Below are 17,128 nucleotides of genomic sequence, written 5' to 3'. Positions count from 1 at the left end.
CCCATCCCAAGAGCTTTTCGTTTTTAAGTGCTTATCTATAAGAAGAGCTTACTCTCACTTTTCCATTTTATTAGCCAAAGTTACTTTATATATCTTGTACTGCTGATTTGCTCCATCCCTTTTAGGAGCATAGTAAAAAACTAGGCTCGCTTTCAGTCCACTCCTTCTCTTCGCGCAGTTGCGTACAGTGGCTAGACAAAGCTAGAAGCCCTGCACAAAGCGGCCAAAGAAAGGGATAAAAGCTGTTTTCTTTAATCCAACTTAATATAGTATTTAGCTTTCCTCCAAAACACCTGCAAACCAGGATTCCGAAGCAATTTCTTTTGACACCGGGCAGCTCAAGCATTATGATAACGGAGTATTCCCGACTAACTCACTAAGAAAAGGATGATTTCATGACTTCTATTACCAAAGTTCAACCGGTCAACGATGCACAAGAGCCCGTTGCACGAAAAGATACAGCTTTAAACAGTCCGCAAGTTCCATTAATTGTCGGCGGATTGGTCGTTGCAGCCCTATTGATGGTTTATTTGTTGGCTACTCAGCACATTTCCCAGCCAATTCTGCTCATTATCGGGCTATCACTCGGTTACACATTATTTCACGCACGCTTCGGCTTTACTTCAGCATTTCGGCGCTTGGCATCTGTCGGAAATGGTCAGGCAATGCGGTCGCATATGCTGATGCTGGCAGTTGCTGTAACCTTGTTTGCGCCAATTTTGGCATACGGTTACTCGTTCTTCGGAACTGAAGTTGCCGGCTATGTTTCGCCGGTCGGCGTCAGCCTGATTGTCGGTGCCTTTATTTTCGGTATCGGCATGCAGTTAGGCGGCGGCTGTGCTTCCGGTACATTGTACGCAATTGGCGGCGGACGTACCGTAATGTTTGTTACGTTGATATTCTTCATTATCGGAACAACAATCGGCGCTTACCATTTGCCATTTTGGACAGAAGACCTTCCAGCATTCGAACCCATTTCATTGGCAACGTCTACTGGACTTGGCTATGGCGGTGCCTGGCTTGTGTCGATTATCATTTTTGGTTTGATCGCGTTGATCAGCATTGTGATTGAGAAAAAAAGACGCGCACCAAAAATGGCGCCTGTTCCTTCGGCATCTGGATGGAGACGGATTTTCCGCGGTTCGTGGCCGTTGTTCGCAGCTGCAATTGTGTTGGCTGGTTTAAATGCATTAACATTGATGGTCCGCGGAACACCTTGGGGCATCACGTCGGCCTTTGCTCTTTGGGGATCGAAAATCGCTGAATTTTTTGGCGCTGACGTAGCAAGCTGGGGATATTGGCAAGGTGCCAATGCGGCTATGCTTGAGTCTTCAATCTTTGCCGATTCCACCACAATTTTGAACTTTGGGGTTATCATCGGGGCGTTTGTTGCTTCAGCTGCAGGCGGTTTGTTCAAATTCACGAAAGTACGAGTTGGCAATTTCTTCGCTTCGGTTATTGGCGGCCTGTTGATGGGCTATGGTGCCCGCCTGGCGTTTGGCTGCAATATCGGTGCTTACTTTGGCGGCATTGCTTCGTTCAGCTTGCACGGCTATATTTGGGGCATCTTGGCATTGGCCGGTACGTTTGTTGCCTTGTACTTGCGTCCACTGTTCGGATTGTCAGTACCAAAATCCAACGATTCCGTTTGCTGACAATGAAACACCGATCCAAATCAAATCCCCCAGAACGCTCACCTTTAGGGTGGCCGTTTTGGGGGATTTTTTGGAGCTATTCACTTTATGCTTTTGGTGCTTTTGCTTCCAAAGGAGCCAATACCTTGGTTTTCAAGTAATGGTAGACGCCGTTTTCGTCGCAGCTGAACTCCGTTACTTCATCCACTAATTCCTGTATGTGGCCTGCTGCATTTTTCATCGCTACAGCGTGGCTGACGTATTCAAACATCTTCACATCGTTATCGCTGTCTCCGATGGCCAGTGTTTCACAACCCGTTAACCCGAAGCGCTCCAACATTTGGGCAATGCCGGATGCTTTGTTGACGCCTGCGACCATTACTTCCGCGTTATGCGGAGAAGAAGGAGTCATTGTAAATTCCATATGTTCCTGCAGCATTTCCAATTCGATTTTCCAGTCGTTGATGTCATCGCGGGTTCTTGAGAAAAAGTAAAACTTGGAAAAATGAGAGCCTGTAATTTCATCGGTCCACTCAATTTCTTCTTGGATCGCTTTTTGGCGGGAAATCCATTCGTTGGTCTGTACGGAATCGGGTTTTGGGTCCCGAACTGCCGCTTCCACAAACTCTTTGTCTTGGTTCAGCACCAACCGTGCCTCTCTGTGCGGGAAAAGCTCGTAATACATTTCACGTTCACGCGCCTTCTCCAGAACCGTTTCCACCAAATCCATCGGCAGTGCATGTTCGAATACAACTTCTTCGCCAATGTAGCCGGCCATGCCATTTGCTGTTATAAAACCATCTACCGCAAATCCTTCTGGCAACATTTCTACCAATTCATCAGCCGATCTTCCTGTTGCGATAAAAACGAATACGCCAGCACTTCGAAGTTCATCTATGATTTCTTTCGTATCCATGCTCACTTCGTTTGTATGGTTTAAAATTGTTCCGTCCATATCCAAAAAGACGGCTTTAGGGTTAATTGTCACTCCATTACCTCCTGCTAGTAATACAATCGATTTAGCCTCAGTATACGCCTTGCTTTTTTTAAACTCAATGAATGTGCAACAACTGTTATTTAGGAAGCCAGTTCAATGGCTATTGCAAAAAGAAAAGAAATGCTAGAATATGGGATAGAGTAATTTTCAGATTTTTATTTAGCAGGGGCACAATGCCGTCCAGTTGAAGAGTGTTTTCCAGATGTGCCCTCTGACCCCGTTTAAAATGCTGATTGGGATCGGCCTATATAGATTGCAGAAAAATCGTTCGTGATGCCAGTTAGACCGGAAATAAACACCGGAGGCAGGTGGAGGCTAAAATGAAACAAATTTTAATCATACAAAAAGTTTTAAATAATAACGTGGTTATTGCCAGCAATGATACATACAAAGAAGCTGTATTGATCGGCAATGGCCTTGGCTTTAACCGGAAAAAGGGGGATTCTGTTCCTTTTGAGGAAGCAGATAAAACCTTTTTGCTGCAGGACGAAAAAGAAATGGAGCAATACGTCAACTTGCTTCCTTACATTGAAGAAAAACTCATTGCTTTTATTCATGAGCTGCTCTTGTTTATCGAGGAAAAAATGGGCAAAGAACTGAACGAACATATTCACGTCGCACTGACAGACCACATCGCGTTTGCCATCAGTCGGGCAAAAAAAGACATTCAATTCTCCAATCCATTTTTGTTCGAGATCGAATCACTGTATCCGAAAGAATACATGGTGGCCAAAGAAGTAGTGCAAAAAGTGGAAGCGCAGACGGGGGTTTCCTTTCCGGAAGGGGAAATTGGTTTTATCGCGCTTCATGTCCACAGTGCTGTTACCGACAAGTCCTTGCGCGACATCAACCGCTACCATACCTTGATTGCAAAAATGGTCGGCATCATCGAAAACAGCTTGGAAATCCAGTTGAAAAAAGACAATATTGATTACCATCGTCTCATTCAGCACCTTCACCGCGCCATCGACCGCGCAGACAAAGGAGATCCACTGGGTGAAGAAAATAAATTGGCAGCGATGTTGAAAAGTGAATATCCTGTGTGCTATAATCTTGCATGGAAGCTCATTAAAGTTATGCAAAACCAATTGAATAAGCCTGTAGATGAAGCTGAAGTCATGTATTTGACAATTCATCTGCAACGCTTGACACATAAATTCTGACCATACGTGTTACTGATTCGATCAGGCATGAGTATGAAAAGATGCTAAAGTTGACGCTTAGGACGATTCTGCCCTCTTATCAACTTTGCCTTTTCTGCTCATGTCTTTTTTTGTATTCAATTGGCCTGTTTCATGTCTCATATTCGAACCAACGAGGAGGAAATCACATGTCATTCAATTTGTTCGGCACATTGCAAAAAGTAGGTAAAGCCCTCATGCTGCCTGTCGCATTGTTGCCAGCTGCCGGGATCCTATTGGCTTTTGGTACCAGCTTTGCACAAGACTCATTTTTGGAAGCGGTTCCGTTTATGGGAGCCGATTGGATTCAATCGCTCCTATTCATTATGGCAGAAGCCGGCGGGGTCATTTTTGATAACTTGCCCTTGCTGTTTGCTGTCGGAGTTGCGATCGGCCTAGCCGGTGGTGATGGCGTAGCAGGACTTGCTGCGATCATCGGTTACTTGATCATGAACGTTACGATGAAAGCATTTGGCGGAATTACCATGGAAATGACCACTGACCCGGCATACGCCAATGTATTGGGAATTCCTACACTTCAAACCGGTGTTTTCGGCGGGATTATCGTCGGTGTGCTGGCTGCCTTCATGTACAATAAATTCTTTAATATTCAATTGCCACAGTTTTTAGGATTTTTTGCAGGAAAGCGCTTTGTCCCAATCATCACTGCTTTCTCAGCTGTCTTCCTTGGAATCGTGATGTACCTGGTTTGGCCATTTGCCCAAACAGGTTTGAACACACTTTCCCACTTTATGCTGGAAACAAACCGGACGCTTGCGGCATTCGTTTTCGGTACCATTGAACGCTCATTGATTCCATTTGGTTTGCACCATATTTTCTATTCACCGTTTTGGTTTGAATTTGGCCAATACACAAACACTGCCGGAGAAATCATCCGTGGCGACCAGCGCATCTTCTTTGCTCAACTGCAGGATGGCGTTGACTTTACTGCAGGTACATTCATGACTGGTAAATTCCCATTCATGATGTTCGGTCTTCCGGCTGCTGCACTTGCTATCTACCATTGTGCACGCCCTGAGAAAAAGAAACTTGTCGGCGGAATCATGCTTTCAGGTGCTTTGACTTCGTTCCTTACAGGGATTACGGAACCTCTTGAGTTTTCATTCTTGTTCGTAGCACCTGTCCTGTTCGGTATCCATGCCGTTTTTGCAGGACTGTCGTTCATGACCATGCACTTGCTCGACGTTAAGATCGGGATGACATTCTCCGGCGGACTGATTGACTTCCTGCTGTTCGGGGTACTTCCTGGCAGAACAGAATGGTTCTGGGTTATTGTTGTGGGTCTAGTCTTCTCGGTCATCTACTACTTCGGTTTCCGTTTTGCGATCAAAAAGTTCAACTTGATGACGCCTGGACGTGAAGACGATGAAGAAGGCGAAGAAGAAGCAGGAGAAATCGGCGACCTTCCATATGAAATTCTTGCGGCTATGGGCGGACAGGAAAACATTACACACCTTGATGCTTGTATCACACGCTTGCGCGTCAGTGTAGAAGATAAAGGCAATGTAGATAAAAAGAAACTCAAAAAACTTGGCGCTTCAGGCGTTATGGAAGTTGGCAACAACATCCAGGCCATCTTTGGACCGGTTTCAGACAGCCTGCGCGGACAAATGCAAGACATCATCAATGGCAAATCACCTCGACCAGCTGCCAAAGTTGCGGCACCAAATGAAAATGCATCAGCATCAGGAACGCCGTTGGAATTCAACAGCCCGATTACCGGTGAACTTCTACCAATTTCAGAAGTTCCGGATCAAGTATTCTCAGGCAAAATGGTCGGAGACGGATTTGCCATCAAGCCAACTGAAGGAAAAGTTTTTTCTCCGGTAAACGGTAAAGTCGTTACCGTCTTCCCTACCAAGCATGCTATCGGCATCGCGGCAGACAACGGAACGGAAATTCTGATCCACATTGGTATTGATACGGTTCACTTGAAAGGTGAAGGGTTTACTTCACATATTGAACAAGGCGACCTTGTTGAACAAGGACAGCTTCTAATGGAGATGGACTTGGATTACATCGCTAAAAATGCAGCATCAATCATTACACCAGTTGTCTTCACGAATCTTGAAGAAGGCCAATCAATCAAACTTACAAAATCCGGCGCTATCGCAGCAAAGGATCAGGACATCATGGAAATTATTCATGGCGAACCTGTCGTTTGATGTAGAGCACGCCCTAAAACCCAGCAGCATTCGGAATTTCTCCGTCTGCTTGCTGGGTTTTCCTATAAGAACAATAAATCAGGAGGCTGAATACATGAATTTGTTAACCTTGAACTGCCATTCGTGGCATGAAGAAAATCAATACAAAAAAATCCGACATTTGGCAGAAACCATCAAAGAAAAGCATTATGACGTGATCGCCCTTCAGGAAGTCAACCAATCAATTAACGCTGAGCTGTTATATGACGACATCAAAGAAGACAATTTCGGAATTGTCCTGCTCAAGGAACTTGAAAGGATCGGCGTTGCAGACTACTCGCTTGTCTGGAGCTTTTCCCATTTGGTTTACGGAACTTATGAAGAAGGCGTCGCCATTTTAACCAAGCATCCGATTTCAGCTGAGAATTCTTTTTTCGTCAGCCAAAGCACGGATATCACTTACTGGAAAACCCGAAAAATTATTGGTGTGCAAATCGATTACCAAGATACGCCGATCTCTTTTTACTCCTGCCATATGGGCTGGTGGGTGGACGAAGAAGAACCTTTCAAACAGCAGGCAGACCGGCTTTTGGAGCAAATTAAACAGGATGGTCTATCCTTTCTGATGGGAGACTTTAATAATAGTGCTTCCCTGCCTCGCGAAGGCTATGACTACTTAACCAATGAAAAACTTTACGATACGTATGAGTTGGCAGCTCATAAAGACAAGGGAACAACAGTCCAAGGGAAAATCACAGGGTGGAATGACAACAAAGAGGATTTGCGCATCGATCTGATTTTAGCGAACAGCCCCATCGAAGTGCTATCTTCACAAGTCATTTTCAATAACCGCAACAAATCCGTTATTTCGGATCACTTTGGTGTAGAAGCGAAAGTAGTTATGCCCAAATTATCGGGGTCCTGAAACCTGCTGCAAATGGCTCTTCTTCAGCAGGTTTATAAATGGAAAATAAAACTGACCCCTAAGTTTTATTCAGAATTGATACTTTTAACTAGATCACATCTCTGCTAATCTTATCTGAAAAAGAAAAGATAGGAAGGTTACCAACGATGCAAAAAACAACTAGCTACTCACCTGCAAATAATTCCCGCACTCTTGATTTAGTTTTAACTTCCATGGCCATTGCACTTGTCTTTGTTGCTACATTATTATTGAACATCCGCCTGCCGATTGCGGCAAACGGCGGACTTGTGCACCTCGGTACTGCCATGCTTTTCATCATTGCGATCCTCTTCGGTCCTAAAAAAGGACTAATTGCTGGCGCGGTCGGAATGGGTTTGTTTGACCTCGTTTCTGGCTGGACTTTGTGGGCACCGATTACCATAGTGGCACGTGGCCTACAAGGCTATGTGGTCGGAAAAATTGCCTGGTCAGGCGGTAGAAACGGTGGCAGTACACGCTTTAATATTTTAGCTGCCATCGTGTCGATTCCATTAATGGTCGCAATTTACTATGTCGGTGAAGCCATCATTTTCAGCAGCTGGATCATCCCGGCAGCTTCCATTCCCGGCAACCTTGTCCAAAATACAGTTGGCCTGATTATTGCGATTCCAGTGGCCATCGCCTTGAAGAAAACACCTTTCTTTAAATAAGCAACCTTTGAACAAACGATACATTTATAAGGAAAAAAGCGTGCCTAAAACTTAGGTACGCTTTTTTTTACTTTTGAGACAGGCTCTACTTTTTCCATTATCATTTTTCAAGAAAAAATGCCCCATTCATCGATTCGGATGAATGGGGCATGCACCAATTATTTTATATTCCTACTGGGCTTTTTTCGTCCAGCTGAAGTGCTTTCGCTGTTAATGAATGAATTTCCTGAAGAAGCTCAGGGTTTTCAGACAAGGATACGCCATATGATGGAATCATTTCTTTAATTTTCGGTTCCCAGCCGCCTACTTCGTCCGGGAAGCATTTTTTGAAGATTTCAAGCATCGCGTGAACAGCCGTAGAGGCACCTGGAGAAGCTCCAAGCAACGCTGCAACTGAACCATCGGCAGCTGTGACAATTTCTGTACCAAACTGCAAGGTTCCTTTGCCTTTGTCCGTATCCTTGATAACTTGTACACGTTGTCCGGCTACCACAACATCCCAATCTTCAAGTTTGGCAGTCGGAATAAATTCGCGCAATTCTTCTACGCGCTTTTCATTCGACAACAAGACTTGCTGGATCAGATATTTTGTTAAAGACATCTCTTTTGCGCCTGCAGCCAGCATTGTAAAGACGTTGTTCGGTTTAACAGATCCGATCAAGTCCATGTTCGAACCTGTTTTCAGGAATTTCGGTGAAAACCCTGCGAACGGTCCGAACAACAATGATTTCTTGTTGTCGATAAAGCGTGTGTCCAAATGCGGCACGGACATCGGAGGAGCTCCGACTTTCGCTTTTCCGTATACTTTTGCGTGATGCTGTTCGACGATTTCCGGATCGTTGCAGACCAGGAACATCCCGCTTACCGGGAATCCGCCGATATGCTTGGATTCTGGAATGCCTGTTTTTTGGAGCAATGGCAAGCTTCCACCGCCGCCGCCAATAAAGACAAAGTCGGCACTGTGGTATTCGATTTTATCGTTTGCAAGATCTTCCACTTTTACTTCCCACATGCCGTCGCCGCTGCGTTTAATGTCTTTGACTGCGTGGTTGTAATTAATCTCGACCTGCTCTTCTTTCAAGTGATCAAACAGCATTTCTGTTAACGCGCCGAAGTTGACGTCAGTTCCAGAATCGATTTTGGTTGCTGCGATTGCATCATTGGTAGAACGGCCTTCCATAATAAGCGGAATCCATTCTTTCAATTTTGCCGGATCAGCTGTATATTCCATCCCTTTGAATAGGGGGCTCTTAGACAATGCATTAAAACGCGTGTTCAGGAAACGGACGTTGTCTTCTCCCTGCACCATGCTCATGTGCGGAATCGACATGATAAAGTCCTGTGGATTGGCAATGCGTTTGTTGTTTACAAGAAATGACCAAAACTGTCTTGATAACTGGAACTGCTCGTTAATATTGATAGCTTTTTTGATATCGACAGAACCGTCAGCCTGCTCGGGTGTATAGTTAAGTTCGCACAGTGCAGCGTGTCCTGTTCCCGCGTTGTTCCATTCGTTCGAGCTTTCTGATCCTGCTTTTTCTAATTTCTCAAATACTTTAATATTCCAATCCGGTGCAAGTTCTTTAAGCATTGACCCTAAAGTCGCGCTCATGACTCCCGCGCCGATTAATATGATATTTCTTTTTTTCTGTTGGTTGTCCATTATAACCTTCCTTATCCCGTATATTTGCATATAGGTGCTATTGCTCCTGATCAAATAATACAAAAAGCCAGGCTCAATCGAAACGCACCTTTTCTGCTTCAATTGTATAATTATATCACATTTTTTGATTGTACTCTTCTGGTTTTGCCTGTCAAGTATAACCCAATCGGTGCCAGTACAAAAGTAAGATGCACTGCTAAGCTCCAGAGCTTTCTAAAACACAAAATGACAGACATGCGGATGCATGTCTGTCATTTTGATTTCAGTTATTTTAATGCTTTTGGGCTTGCAATAATTCGTACTGGCGAACCACTTCTTTAGTGATCTCGTTGTCTTCCGACAAGCCGCTGAACGTTTTTAGCGCAGCAGCTGGTCCAGACTTCCGGATTTCTTCCTGAATTTGCATCGCTTCTTCGTCTTCCGGGTAATCAAACAATAGTGCTGCTGCAATGGCATTGGCCAAGTAGCTATATGGCAATCCTGCTTTTTGCGCTTGTGTAGCCGGACGAATCAACCGGTCTTCAGGACCCAATTTACGGATGGGCGCACGGCCAACACGTGTCACGCCGTCATTCAAATAGGCGTTTTTAAAACGCTCAATATTCTTGTTGATATAAGCCAAATGCTCTTCTTCATCAATGCCGTATTCCTTCACCAGATAAGCCCCTGTTTCTTTGAGGGTTTCTCTAACTTGGTCCACAATTTTTTCATCAGCTAAAGTTTCATCGATGGTGGATTTTCCAGCAAGGTAACCGAGATACGCGATTACGGCATGGCCTGTGTTTACGGTAAACAATTTGCGCTCGATGAACGGAGCAAGGTCTTCGACCATTTTCATGCCAGCTACATGAGGAATGTCTTCAGTCGTTTCCACAACCCACTCAAAATAAGGTTCCACCAAAACGTCTAGTGAACTTTGGTCCTGAATTGGCACAATGCGGTCAACCGCTGAATTAAAGAAGTACACTTTCCCATCCAGCTGTCTCTTTGCTTCTTCGTCAAGATTGTCCATGATGTGCTGCTTAAGGATGTCCGTTGCGCCGATTTGGTTTTCACAGGCAATGACATAAATTTTTTCATCTGTTGCTGCTACGCGTTTGGCCAGGCCACGGGCAATCAGCGGTGCGATTCTTGGCAAAATGTTGGGCCCGATCGCTGTCGTTAAGTACGTCGCTTGTTGAATCGCGTCAATAACATCATGTTCGTGCGTCATGTTGTTAATGCCCGATACGTTTTCAATGGTGATCGATTCTTCCTGCAACTGAGCCATATTTACCTTGTAGCTTCCTTCTTCATTCAACTTATTGATTACTTGCTCGGCCACATCCACAAATGTCACGTGGTAGCCTGATTCGGAAAATAAAGCGCCGATAAATCCTCTGCCAATGTTTCCTGCTCCAAAATGAATGGCTTGTTTCATTAATCATCATCCCTTTATCAAATTATTTTGTAGATACTCCAAGAAAATATCTTCTAGTTTTTGGCGGATCACTTTCTCGTTGGAAGACGAAAAAATCATCATCGATACATCACTTTCGATCAAGCTGGTACTGATTAAGCTTAAGATCTCCTGCTCTCTGCCCGTCAACATTTCAGGCGCAAGCATCAGCAGCAAGTTTTTCATCTGCATGCTTTCGCCGTCCATTCCTTTGACTATAAGCGAATTGTCCAAATGGACGATTTGAAAAACAGGTTGTTGAATGGAATCATCGCGGCCGTGAAAAAGAGCCATATTGGTATTTGGAATCCCCAATCCGCCTTTTTTTTCACGCTCTTTCAATTCGTTCATCGTAGAGGCGGCATTTGTAACCAATCCATCCGCTTCCGCCAGTTCAACCACTTCTTGCAAGACTTCCCAATAATCCGTTGCAAGATGTTTGTGCATCACTTTAAAACTGGCCAAAATTGCATCTATGCTGCCCTGCACTTCTTTTATCTCCCGCAAGACATTTTGTATATTGGGCCGTCCTTTCGGTATTAAGTGGCCGCTTGGATTTCCTGGATTCAAGTATTGCTTTTTGCGCGTGATTTTTTCCACATTATTTTGCAAATAGCTTTCGATGTAGCCAATATCCCGATCGCTCAGCAGTGGGCTCACCATAATGTAATCCACTTCTGTCACCGGCAGCCGGATGGTCGAAATCACCAAATCGTAGTCCTGAAAATGGGCTGTTTGAAAATCATTGATGGACAGGATTTCCACTGAATTGATTTCCGGCAGTTCTTTTTGGATGCGGCTTGCCAGCATCTTCGACGTCCCAATGCCAGTTGGGCAAATAACCACCGCATCAATTCGAACCTTCTCTTCCTTCATTAGCAAAGCTGATCCAAAATGAAGCACGATAAAGGCCGTCTCATCAGGTGAAAACTCCAGATTCTTAAACTCGTTTTCCAGACCCTGCTTAACGGCCATAAACAGCACCGGGTATTTCCGTTTGATCTCATCCGTCAGTGGATTGTAAGATTCGAGCTTTTGGTTTAAACGGAAAATGGAAGGACCCATATGCGCAAGCAATCCCTGATACAGCGAAAAGTCATCAATCAAGTCAACATGCAGCTGTTCTGAAACATCGCGTATCAGGTTTTTGATCATTCTGCCGAGCACTACACTGTCATAATACGTCAAATCCGCTGCCTGCACTTTCGAGCCTTTTAAAATCATCGTTAAAAAATGCACATCGGCTCCAGTCAAGGCAACTGAAAGCCGCTCTTGCAACTCTTTTCCCATATTCTCCATTAGCCGGTATTCGTTGCCTGAATCACTCGCTGTTTGGTCTGCCGGATCCAGTACAAAGCCGGCTTCTGTCCGTTGAAGAGACAGGCAGCTGTATACGACTAAGCCCATATAATCGCTGTCTGCCAGCCGGGTTTGTTCTTTATTGATTTTTTGATCCACCAATTGATCCACGGCTGCCAAGTATTCCGGAGAAAAATACCCAAGAACTTTCTCTCCCTGGTTTTTCCCTTGCTGCAAAAAATACAAACTCTCAATCATCTCTTCATAGAAATAAGCCAGAACATAGCTGCCAAGTGCATGCCGCTTGTTGGCTTCTTCACCATCCACTTCCACACCAACGCCTCTTGTCCGTGACACCCCTACTGAAAACTTTCGCAGCCAATCCGTTACGTCATCTAAATAAGCCGCTAAGGTAGCGGTGCTGATGCCCAATCGGCCAGCCAGCATCTGCCGTTTAAAAAATGGGCCTTCGTGCAATAAAATCACTAGCAATTTCAACTTTCTTTCTTCAGGAGTTTCGTCTGCAGGACTGGCTGTTGCCAAATTTTGAATCAGACGGTAAACCTGCTCATTTTTCCCTGCCACGAAAAGGCCTTCATCCCCGGTTCGTTCCACTGTTAGTTCAAATTGCTGCAGCATTTTCCCCACCGACTTTAAGTCACGCTGAATGGTCCGGGCACTGACATCCAAATACGAAGACAGCGAATGCACCGTATGTTTTCCAGAGGTTCTGACAATCAGTTCGATAATGGACTTTTCCCTAAACGTGATAAACATGCGGCTCACTCCTCTCGCTTTTGGATGCTTTCTTCAAGACCGGAAAAGGCAGATAGAACAAAAAGGCAGGAATCCCCGCCTTTCTGTTGCTGCTATTTAATTGCTGTTAATGATGGCTACTAATTCTTTTGCCGTTTTTGCATTTACCAGCTGATCTACATTGTCCTGCTCTGCACAAATGACAGCGATTCCTGAAAGGATTTCCAGATGTGTACCGTCCTTGCCAGCGATGCCAAAAATCATTTTTGCACTTTCTCCATTAAAGTCTACTCCATTTGGAACCTGAACGACAGTAAAGCCTGATTTTATGACAGATTTTTTTGCTTCTTCTGTTCCATGGGGAATTGCAACATTGTTGCCCATGTAAGTTGTCGTGATTTCCTCACGCTTCAGCATTTCGTCCACATAAGACGGTTCAACGTATCCAGCATCGACCAAAGCCTGGCCAGCAAATCGGATTGCGTCTTCTTTGGTACGGAATTTTTGTCCAATAAAGACGTTTTCCTCCAATAGGAGCTGATCATCTTCTACATTATGCGGTGCTGCTTGTTCTTCTACCAATCCATGCTGATCACTTGTGCCATCATTTTGCAGACGGTCGATCAGTTTATCGTATTCCGGACTTGATAAGAAGTTATCAACTGAAATATGGTACGCACCCGGCACCTTGTTTTCGGCACGCGGCGTCAGTTTTTCCTGTGTGATCACAATTTGAGAATCGGTTGGAATCGTGCTGATGGCTGTATTCGAAACCGATACGCCCAGCCCTGCTTCTTTTACTTTTTTGCGCAGAAGAGAAGCACCCATTGCACTCGATCCCATTCCCGCATCACAAGCAAACACAATTTTTTGTACATTTGATGGGAATACGCCAGTCCCAGCACCTACAGGTGACGTTATTTCCCGGGAAATAGAACTTTTTTTGCCTTTCATTTGTTCCATTTTCTTTGTTGCTTCGTCCATATCTTCATCTGTTTGCTTGCTAGTTTTTAAAACGACTGCCGAGATAGCAAACGAAACGGCCGTTGCTACAAAGACTGCAGTGAAGTTGGCCAAGTAAGCCATGCCTTCAGGCGGCGTAACTGCCGCAATAGCCAGGATGCTTCCTGGTGATGCAGGAGCAACCAATCCGCCACCCATTAATACAAGTGTAAAGACTCCGCTCATGCCTCCGAAAATAACAGCCAGTAACAACATTGGCTTCATCAATACGTAAGGGAAATAAATTTCGTGAATGCCTCCAAAGAAATGGATAATCGCTGCACCAGGAGCTGATTGCTTCGCGATGCCTTTGCCAAACAGCATAAACCCAAGAAGTACTCCGAGTCCAGGTCCAGGGTTGGCTTCCAGTAGGAACAGGATTGATTTCCCTGTCTGCTGAACTTGCTCCAAGCCGATTGGTGTTAACACACCGTGGTTGATGGCGTTATTCAAGAATAGAATTTTCGCCGGTTCAATCAAAATACTTGTCAGCGGCAATAAGCCTGCAGCAAGTAACCAGTCCACACCTGAAACCAGAACGCTTGTAAACGAACTTACAGCCGGTCCGACGCCAAGGAATGCAAGAATGGCAAGTGCGCCACCCAAAATACCTGCAGAAAAGTTGTTAACCAGCATTTCAAAACCAGTACGAATTTTTCCTTCAATCAATTGGTCAAATTTCATGATGACATAAGCACCAAGCGGTCCCATGATCATGGCACCCAAGAACATTGGTGTATCGGGAGCTCCGACAATAACACCCATGGTCGCAATGGTTCCGACTACTCCACCACGCTGATCATAAATCAAACGCCCTCCTGTATAACCGATCAGAAGCGGCAACATGTAAGTAACCATTGGCCCTACTAGTGAAGCCAAGTTTTCATTAGGAATAAATCCGGTAGGGATAAAAAGTGCTGTAATCAATCCCCATGCAATAAACGCACCAATGTTCGGCAACACCATCGAGCTCAGGAAATTACCGAACTTTTGCACGCGAATCTTCATTTTTGAATCGTTCATGTGTTCTTCTCCTCCAAACTATAGTTGTAATGTTCCTCCATCATAGACCTTATATGGAAGCGTATTCAACTGTAAGGAAAGTCAACTTTGTCGGGCTTGTCGTGACAAAAGTGTATTTTCAGCCACAACGTAAAAAAGCTGTCGATGGCTCGACAGCTTAAAATGAGTTAGAAAATGGCTTAGTTTCCAACTGTTTCTTCCGCCATTACATGCATTTGGACTCGGTTACGCCCTTTTTCTTTAGCTGAATACAGTGCAATGTCTGCGTTGTTCAGAAGAACTTGCAGAGATGCTGTCTCGCCGCTTTCAAGTGACGCGACACCTATACTGATAGTCACAGTAATTCTTAGATCGCCTACGGTCAAAGGCGTTTGCTCTACACTTTGACGGACCCTTTCAACCAACTCGAAGCCTTCTGTTACTGTATGGTTTCCTATTGCCAATACAAATTCTTCTCCACCATATCTGGCAAACAAAACCTCTCCGCCCAATTGCAATTTGCAGACCCCAACAACATGCTGGAGCATTTGATCACCAACATGATGGCCATACGTATCATTTACCAATTTAAAATGATCAATATCAATCAAAGCGACAGCAAATGGCTGTTTATTTGCTTGTGCATCTTCAACTTGCTGAGAACATTGCGTGTAAAAGGCACGACGATTAAAGATACCTGTCAGCTCGTCATAATAAGCCTGCCGCTCTAGCTGTACCTGCAGCTTTTTCAACTCTGTGATGTCGGTGAAAATCAACAAAAAGCCAGTGGTGTTGCCCACATAAGCCATTGAAGAAATTCGGACTTGGTAGGTGTATTTCGATTTTTGCCTCGTTAGCTGAAGTTCTTGCATTGATTCTGTTGTTTCTACTTTAAATGGAGGAACTTCCAGTGTTAACTCCAGCCAGAGTTTTTCAAACTCGGCGCCATGCAATGACCTGTCCAGTTCCGGAAACATTTTTTTCGCAGCCCGATTAAACTCAATCAGCCGATGATCCTCGTCTAATACTAGTACGCCATCATTGATACTGTTGAAAACCGTATCTTTTGCAATCGGCATGACTTTGAACAGCCGCGATGAATTGATGGACCATAAATACAAGAGCGAAGTCATCCACAACACCATGGGTACGGGATCAATGCCAGGAGGCGTCCAGCCAATTAAATAAATAAACGCCGTCGCCATCGGAACAAATTGACCGAAAAACAAAGCGACCAGCTGCGGACGATATGTCGACGTCGTTTCCCGCCATCGGAAGAGGATAAATAAAGTAGGAATTAGCATGCAAGCAAAAGTAAACCCACCGTGAACCAGATACCATACGCCGATTTCCTGATGAATGTAAGGAATCCCCAGAATCGGATCTACTTCAAAGATGCGGTAATGCAAATGATGAAAATCATTGGTCGCCACCATCAAAAAGCTGACAACAGGGATCGTAAGCAAGGCAGCGCATCTTTGCCAACTTAGTTTAATGCCTAAATAATACAGGACAAACAGCAAGCCAAGAGGTGCAGAAATTGGCATGCCCAAGTATTGGATGACTGTCCAGAATTTCATTTCTTCCAAGCTCGTAGCCACTAAGCCGAAGGCTGCCGCAAAACAATAAATAGCGATAGAAGCAGTGTAAAAAACAAAAAAGGAAGCGATTTTTGTGTATTTATGCCTTCCGGCAAATACGGAAGCACATAAATACAAGCTGAGTACACCTGAAGTACAAATCAATGTGATATAAACGGTTAATTGGGATCCCACATTTTTCTCCTCTAGTTTTTTTCTTTAATTTAGCATATTTACTAATAAAAGTGGATATTTTTCCAATAATAAAAGACAGCCATCCCAATGGCTGCCTTAGAGGCTAGATGGAACCCGCCGAAGCTGATGCCGCTTCATCAGCTTTCACGCAGTCAATAGCGACAACTATTGCGATGACAACTTCCTGCATCTGTTCATCCAGAATTTCGACTTTGTAACTATCCCCCCACTTGAACCATTCCTTGTTGACCTGACCAATTACTTCTCCATGCTGCACCACTTGAAAATCCATGTCCCACCAGTTTCCTCGAATCTCAATTCCTGTGCCCTCTATGGTATAGCGAGCTTTGAACACAGAAAACTCTTTCTTAATCGTCAATTGTTCCTTGCCATTCACTTCAACAAAAAACTTTGGCCGAAAACTAAACGTCTTTTTCGTAATGAGCGCCACTTCTTCTCTTGCCGCATTCATAATGGAAAAGGTCTTCGGAATTTGCATAAAGCTGCCTTCCACATAATAAACATCGTTCTCCTGCTGATCTTTCACCGTGAATTTGCCACTTAAGCTGAGTGCTTTTTGTTTGATGTAGAGTTGTTTCATT

Annotated in this window: 12 protein-coding genes; 5 read left to right on the top strand and 7 right to left on the bottom strand. The window is 44.4% G+C overall.

All coding sequences use genetic code 11. The features are described from left to right. Nucleotides 1–395: 395 nt before the first annotated feature. Nucleotides 396–1,655, top strand: a complete 1,260-nt coding sequence (locus tag AC4EG4_RS08770) for a YeeE/YedE family protein (RefSeq protein WP_490976826.1) — start codon at nucleotides 396–398, stop codon at nucleotides 1,653–1,655. An 85-nt stretch (nucleotides 1,656–1,740) separates the two neighbouring features. Here the strand turns inward: AC4EG4_RS08770 and AC4EG4_RS08765 are convergent, their stop codons facing one another. After that, nucleotides 1,741–2,622, bottom strand: coding sequence for a Cof-type HAD-IIB family hydrolase (locus AC4EG4_RS08765; protein ID WP_490987553.1), 882 nt, complete (start codon nucleotides 2,620–2,622; stop codon nucleotides 1,741–1,743). 329 nt (nucleotides 2,623–2,951) lie between these two features. On the opposite strand from AC4EG4_RS08765, the gene glcT reads away from it, so the two are divergent. The 4 genes from glcT to AC4EG4_RS08745 all read left to right on the top strand — a co-directional run bounded on the left by glcT (nucleotide 2,952) and on the right by AC4EG4_RS08745 (nucleotide 7,591). Beyond that, nucleotides 2,952–3,794 carry a glucose PTS transporter transcription antiterminator GlcT gene (gene glcT / locus AC4EG4_RS08760; RefSeq protein ID WP_490976824.1) on the top strand — a complete coding sequence of 281 codons (843 nt, stop codon included), beginning with the start codon at nucleotides 2,952–2,954 and terminating at the stop codon, nucleotides 3,792–3,794. A 167-nt stretch (nucleotides 3,795–3,961) separates the two neighbouring features. Further along, nucleotides 3,962–5,998 (top strand): glucose-specific PTS transporter subunit IIBC, encoded by a 2,037-nt coding sequence (gene ptsG / locus AC4EG4_RS08755; RefSeq protein WP_490976823.1) that lies wholly within the window; start codon nucleotides 3,962–3,964, stop codon nucleotides 5,996–5,998. 94 nt (nucleotides 5,999–6,092) lie between these two features. Continuing rightward, nucleotides 6,093–6,902: an endonuclease/exonuclease/phosphatase family protein gene (locus tag AC4EG4_RS08750; protein ID WP_490976822.1), complete on the top strand. Its 810-nt coding sequence runs from the start codon at nucleotides 6,093–6,095 to the stop codon at nucleotides 6,900–6,902. A 146-nt stretch (nucleotides 6,903–7,048) separates the two neighbouring features. Further along, nucleotides 7,049–7,591, top strand: a complete 543-nt coding sequence (locus AC4EG4_RS08745; RefSeq protein ID WP_490987552.1) for an ECF transporter S component — start codon at nucleotides 7,049–7,051, stop codon at nucleotides 7,589–7,591. A 163-nt stretch (nucleotides 7,592–7,754) separates the two neighbouring features. On the opposite strand, the gene AC4EG4_RS08740 is transcribed toward AC4EG4_RS08745, so the two are convergent. From AC4EG4_RS08740 to AC4EG4_RS08715, 6 genes are all read right to left on the bottom strand, one after another. After that, on the bottom strand, nucleotides 7,755–9,254 hold the full coding sequence (locus AC4EG4_RS08740) for a malate:quinone oxidoreductase (RefSeq protein ID WP_490987551.1): 1,500 nt from the start codon (nucleotides 9,252–9,254) through the stop codon (nucleotides 7,755–7,757). A gap of 271 nt (nucleotides 9,255–9,525) precedes the next feature. After that, the gene (locus AC4EG4_RS08735) at nucleotides 9,526–10,674 is read right to left on the bottom strand and encodes a mannitol-1-phosphate 5-dehydrogenase (RefSeq protein ID WP_490987550.1); all 1,149 of its coding nucleotides are present in this window, start codon (nucleotides 10,672–10,674) and stop codon (nucleotides 9,526–9,528) included. A gap of 6 nt (nucleotides 10,675–10,680) precedes the next feature. Continuing rightward, nucleotides 10,681–12,768: a BglG family transcription antiterminator gene (locus tag AC4EG4_RS08730; RefSeq protein ID WP_490987549.1), complete on the bottom strand. Its 2,088-nt coding sequence runs from the start codon at nucleotides 12,766–12,768 to the stop codon at nucleotides 10,681–10,683. A gap of 96 nt (nucleotides 12,769–12,864) precedes the next feature. After that, nucleotides 12,865–14,772, bottom strand: a complete 1,908-nt coding sequence (locus AC4EG4_RS08725) for a PTS mannitol transporter subunit IICBA (protein WP_490987548.1) — start codon at nucleotides 14,770–14,772, stop codon at nucleotides 12,865–12,867. A gap of 179 nt (nucleotides 14,773–14,951) precedes the next feature. Continuing rightward, nucleotides 14,952–16,526, bottom strand: coding sequence for a histidine kinase N-terminal 7TM domain-containing diguanylate cyclase (locus tag AC4EG4_RS08720; RefSeq protein ID WP_490987547.1), 1,575 nt, complete (start codon nucleotides 16,524–16,526; stop codon nucleotides 14,952–14,954). 103 nt (nucleotides 16,527–16,629) lie between these two features. Further along, nucleotides 16,630–17,127, bottom strand: a complete 498-nt coding sequence (locus AC4EG4_RS08715) for an LURP-one-related/scramblase family protein (RefSeq protein WP_490987546.1) — start codon at nucleotides 17,125–17,127, stop codon at nucleotides 16,630–16,632. Nucleotide 17,128: the final 1 nt, after the last annotated feature.

Source organism: Planococcus sp. TJ-201 (assembly GCF_058268495.1).
The sequence above is the reverse complement of the archived record's forward strand: the minus strand, read 5'-3'. Positions and strand labels throughout refer to the sequence as shown.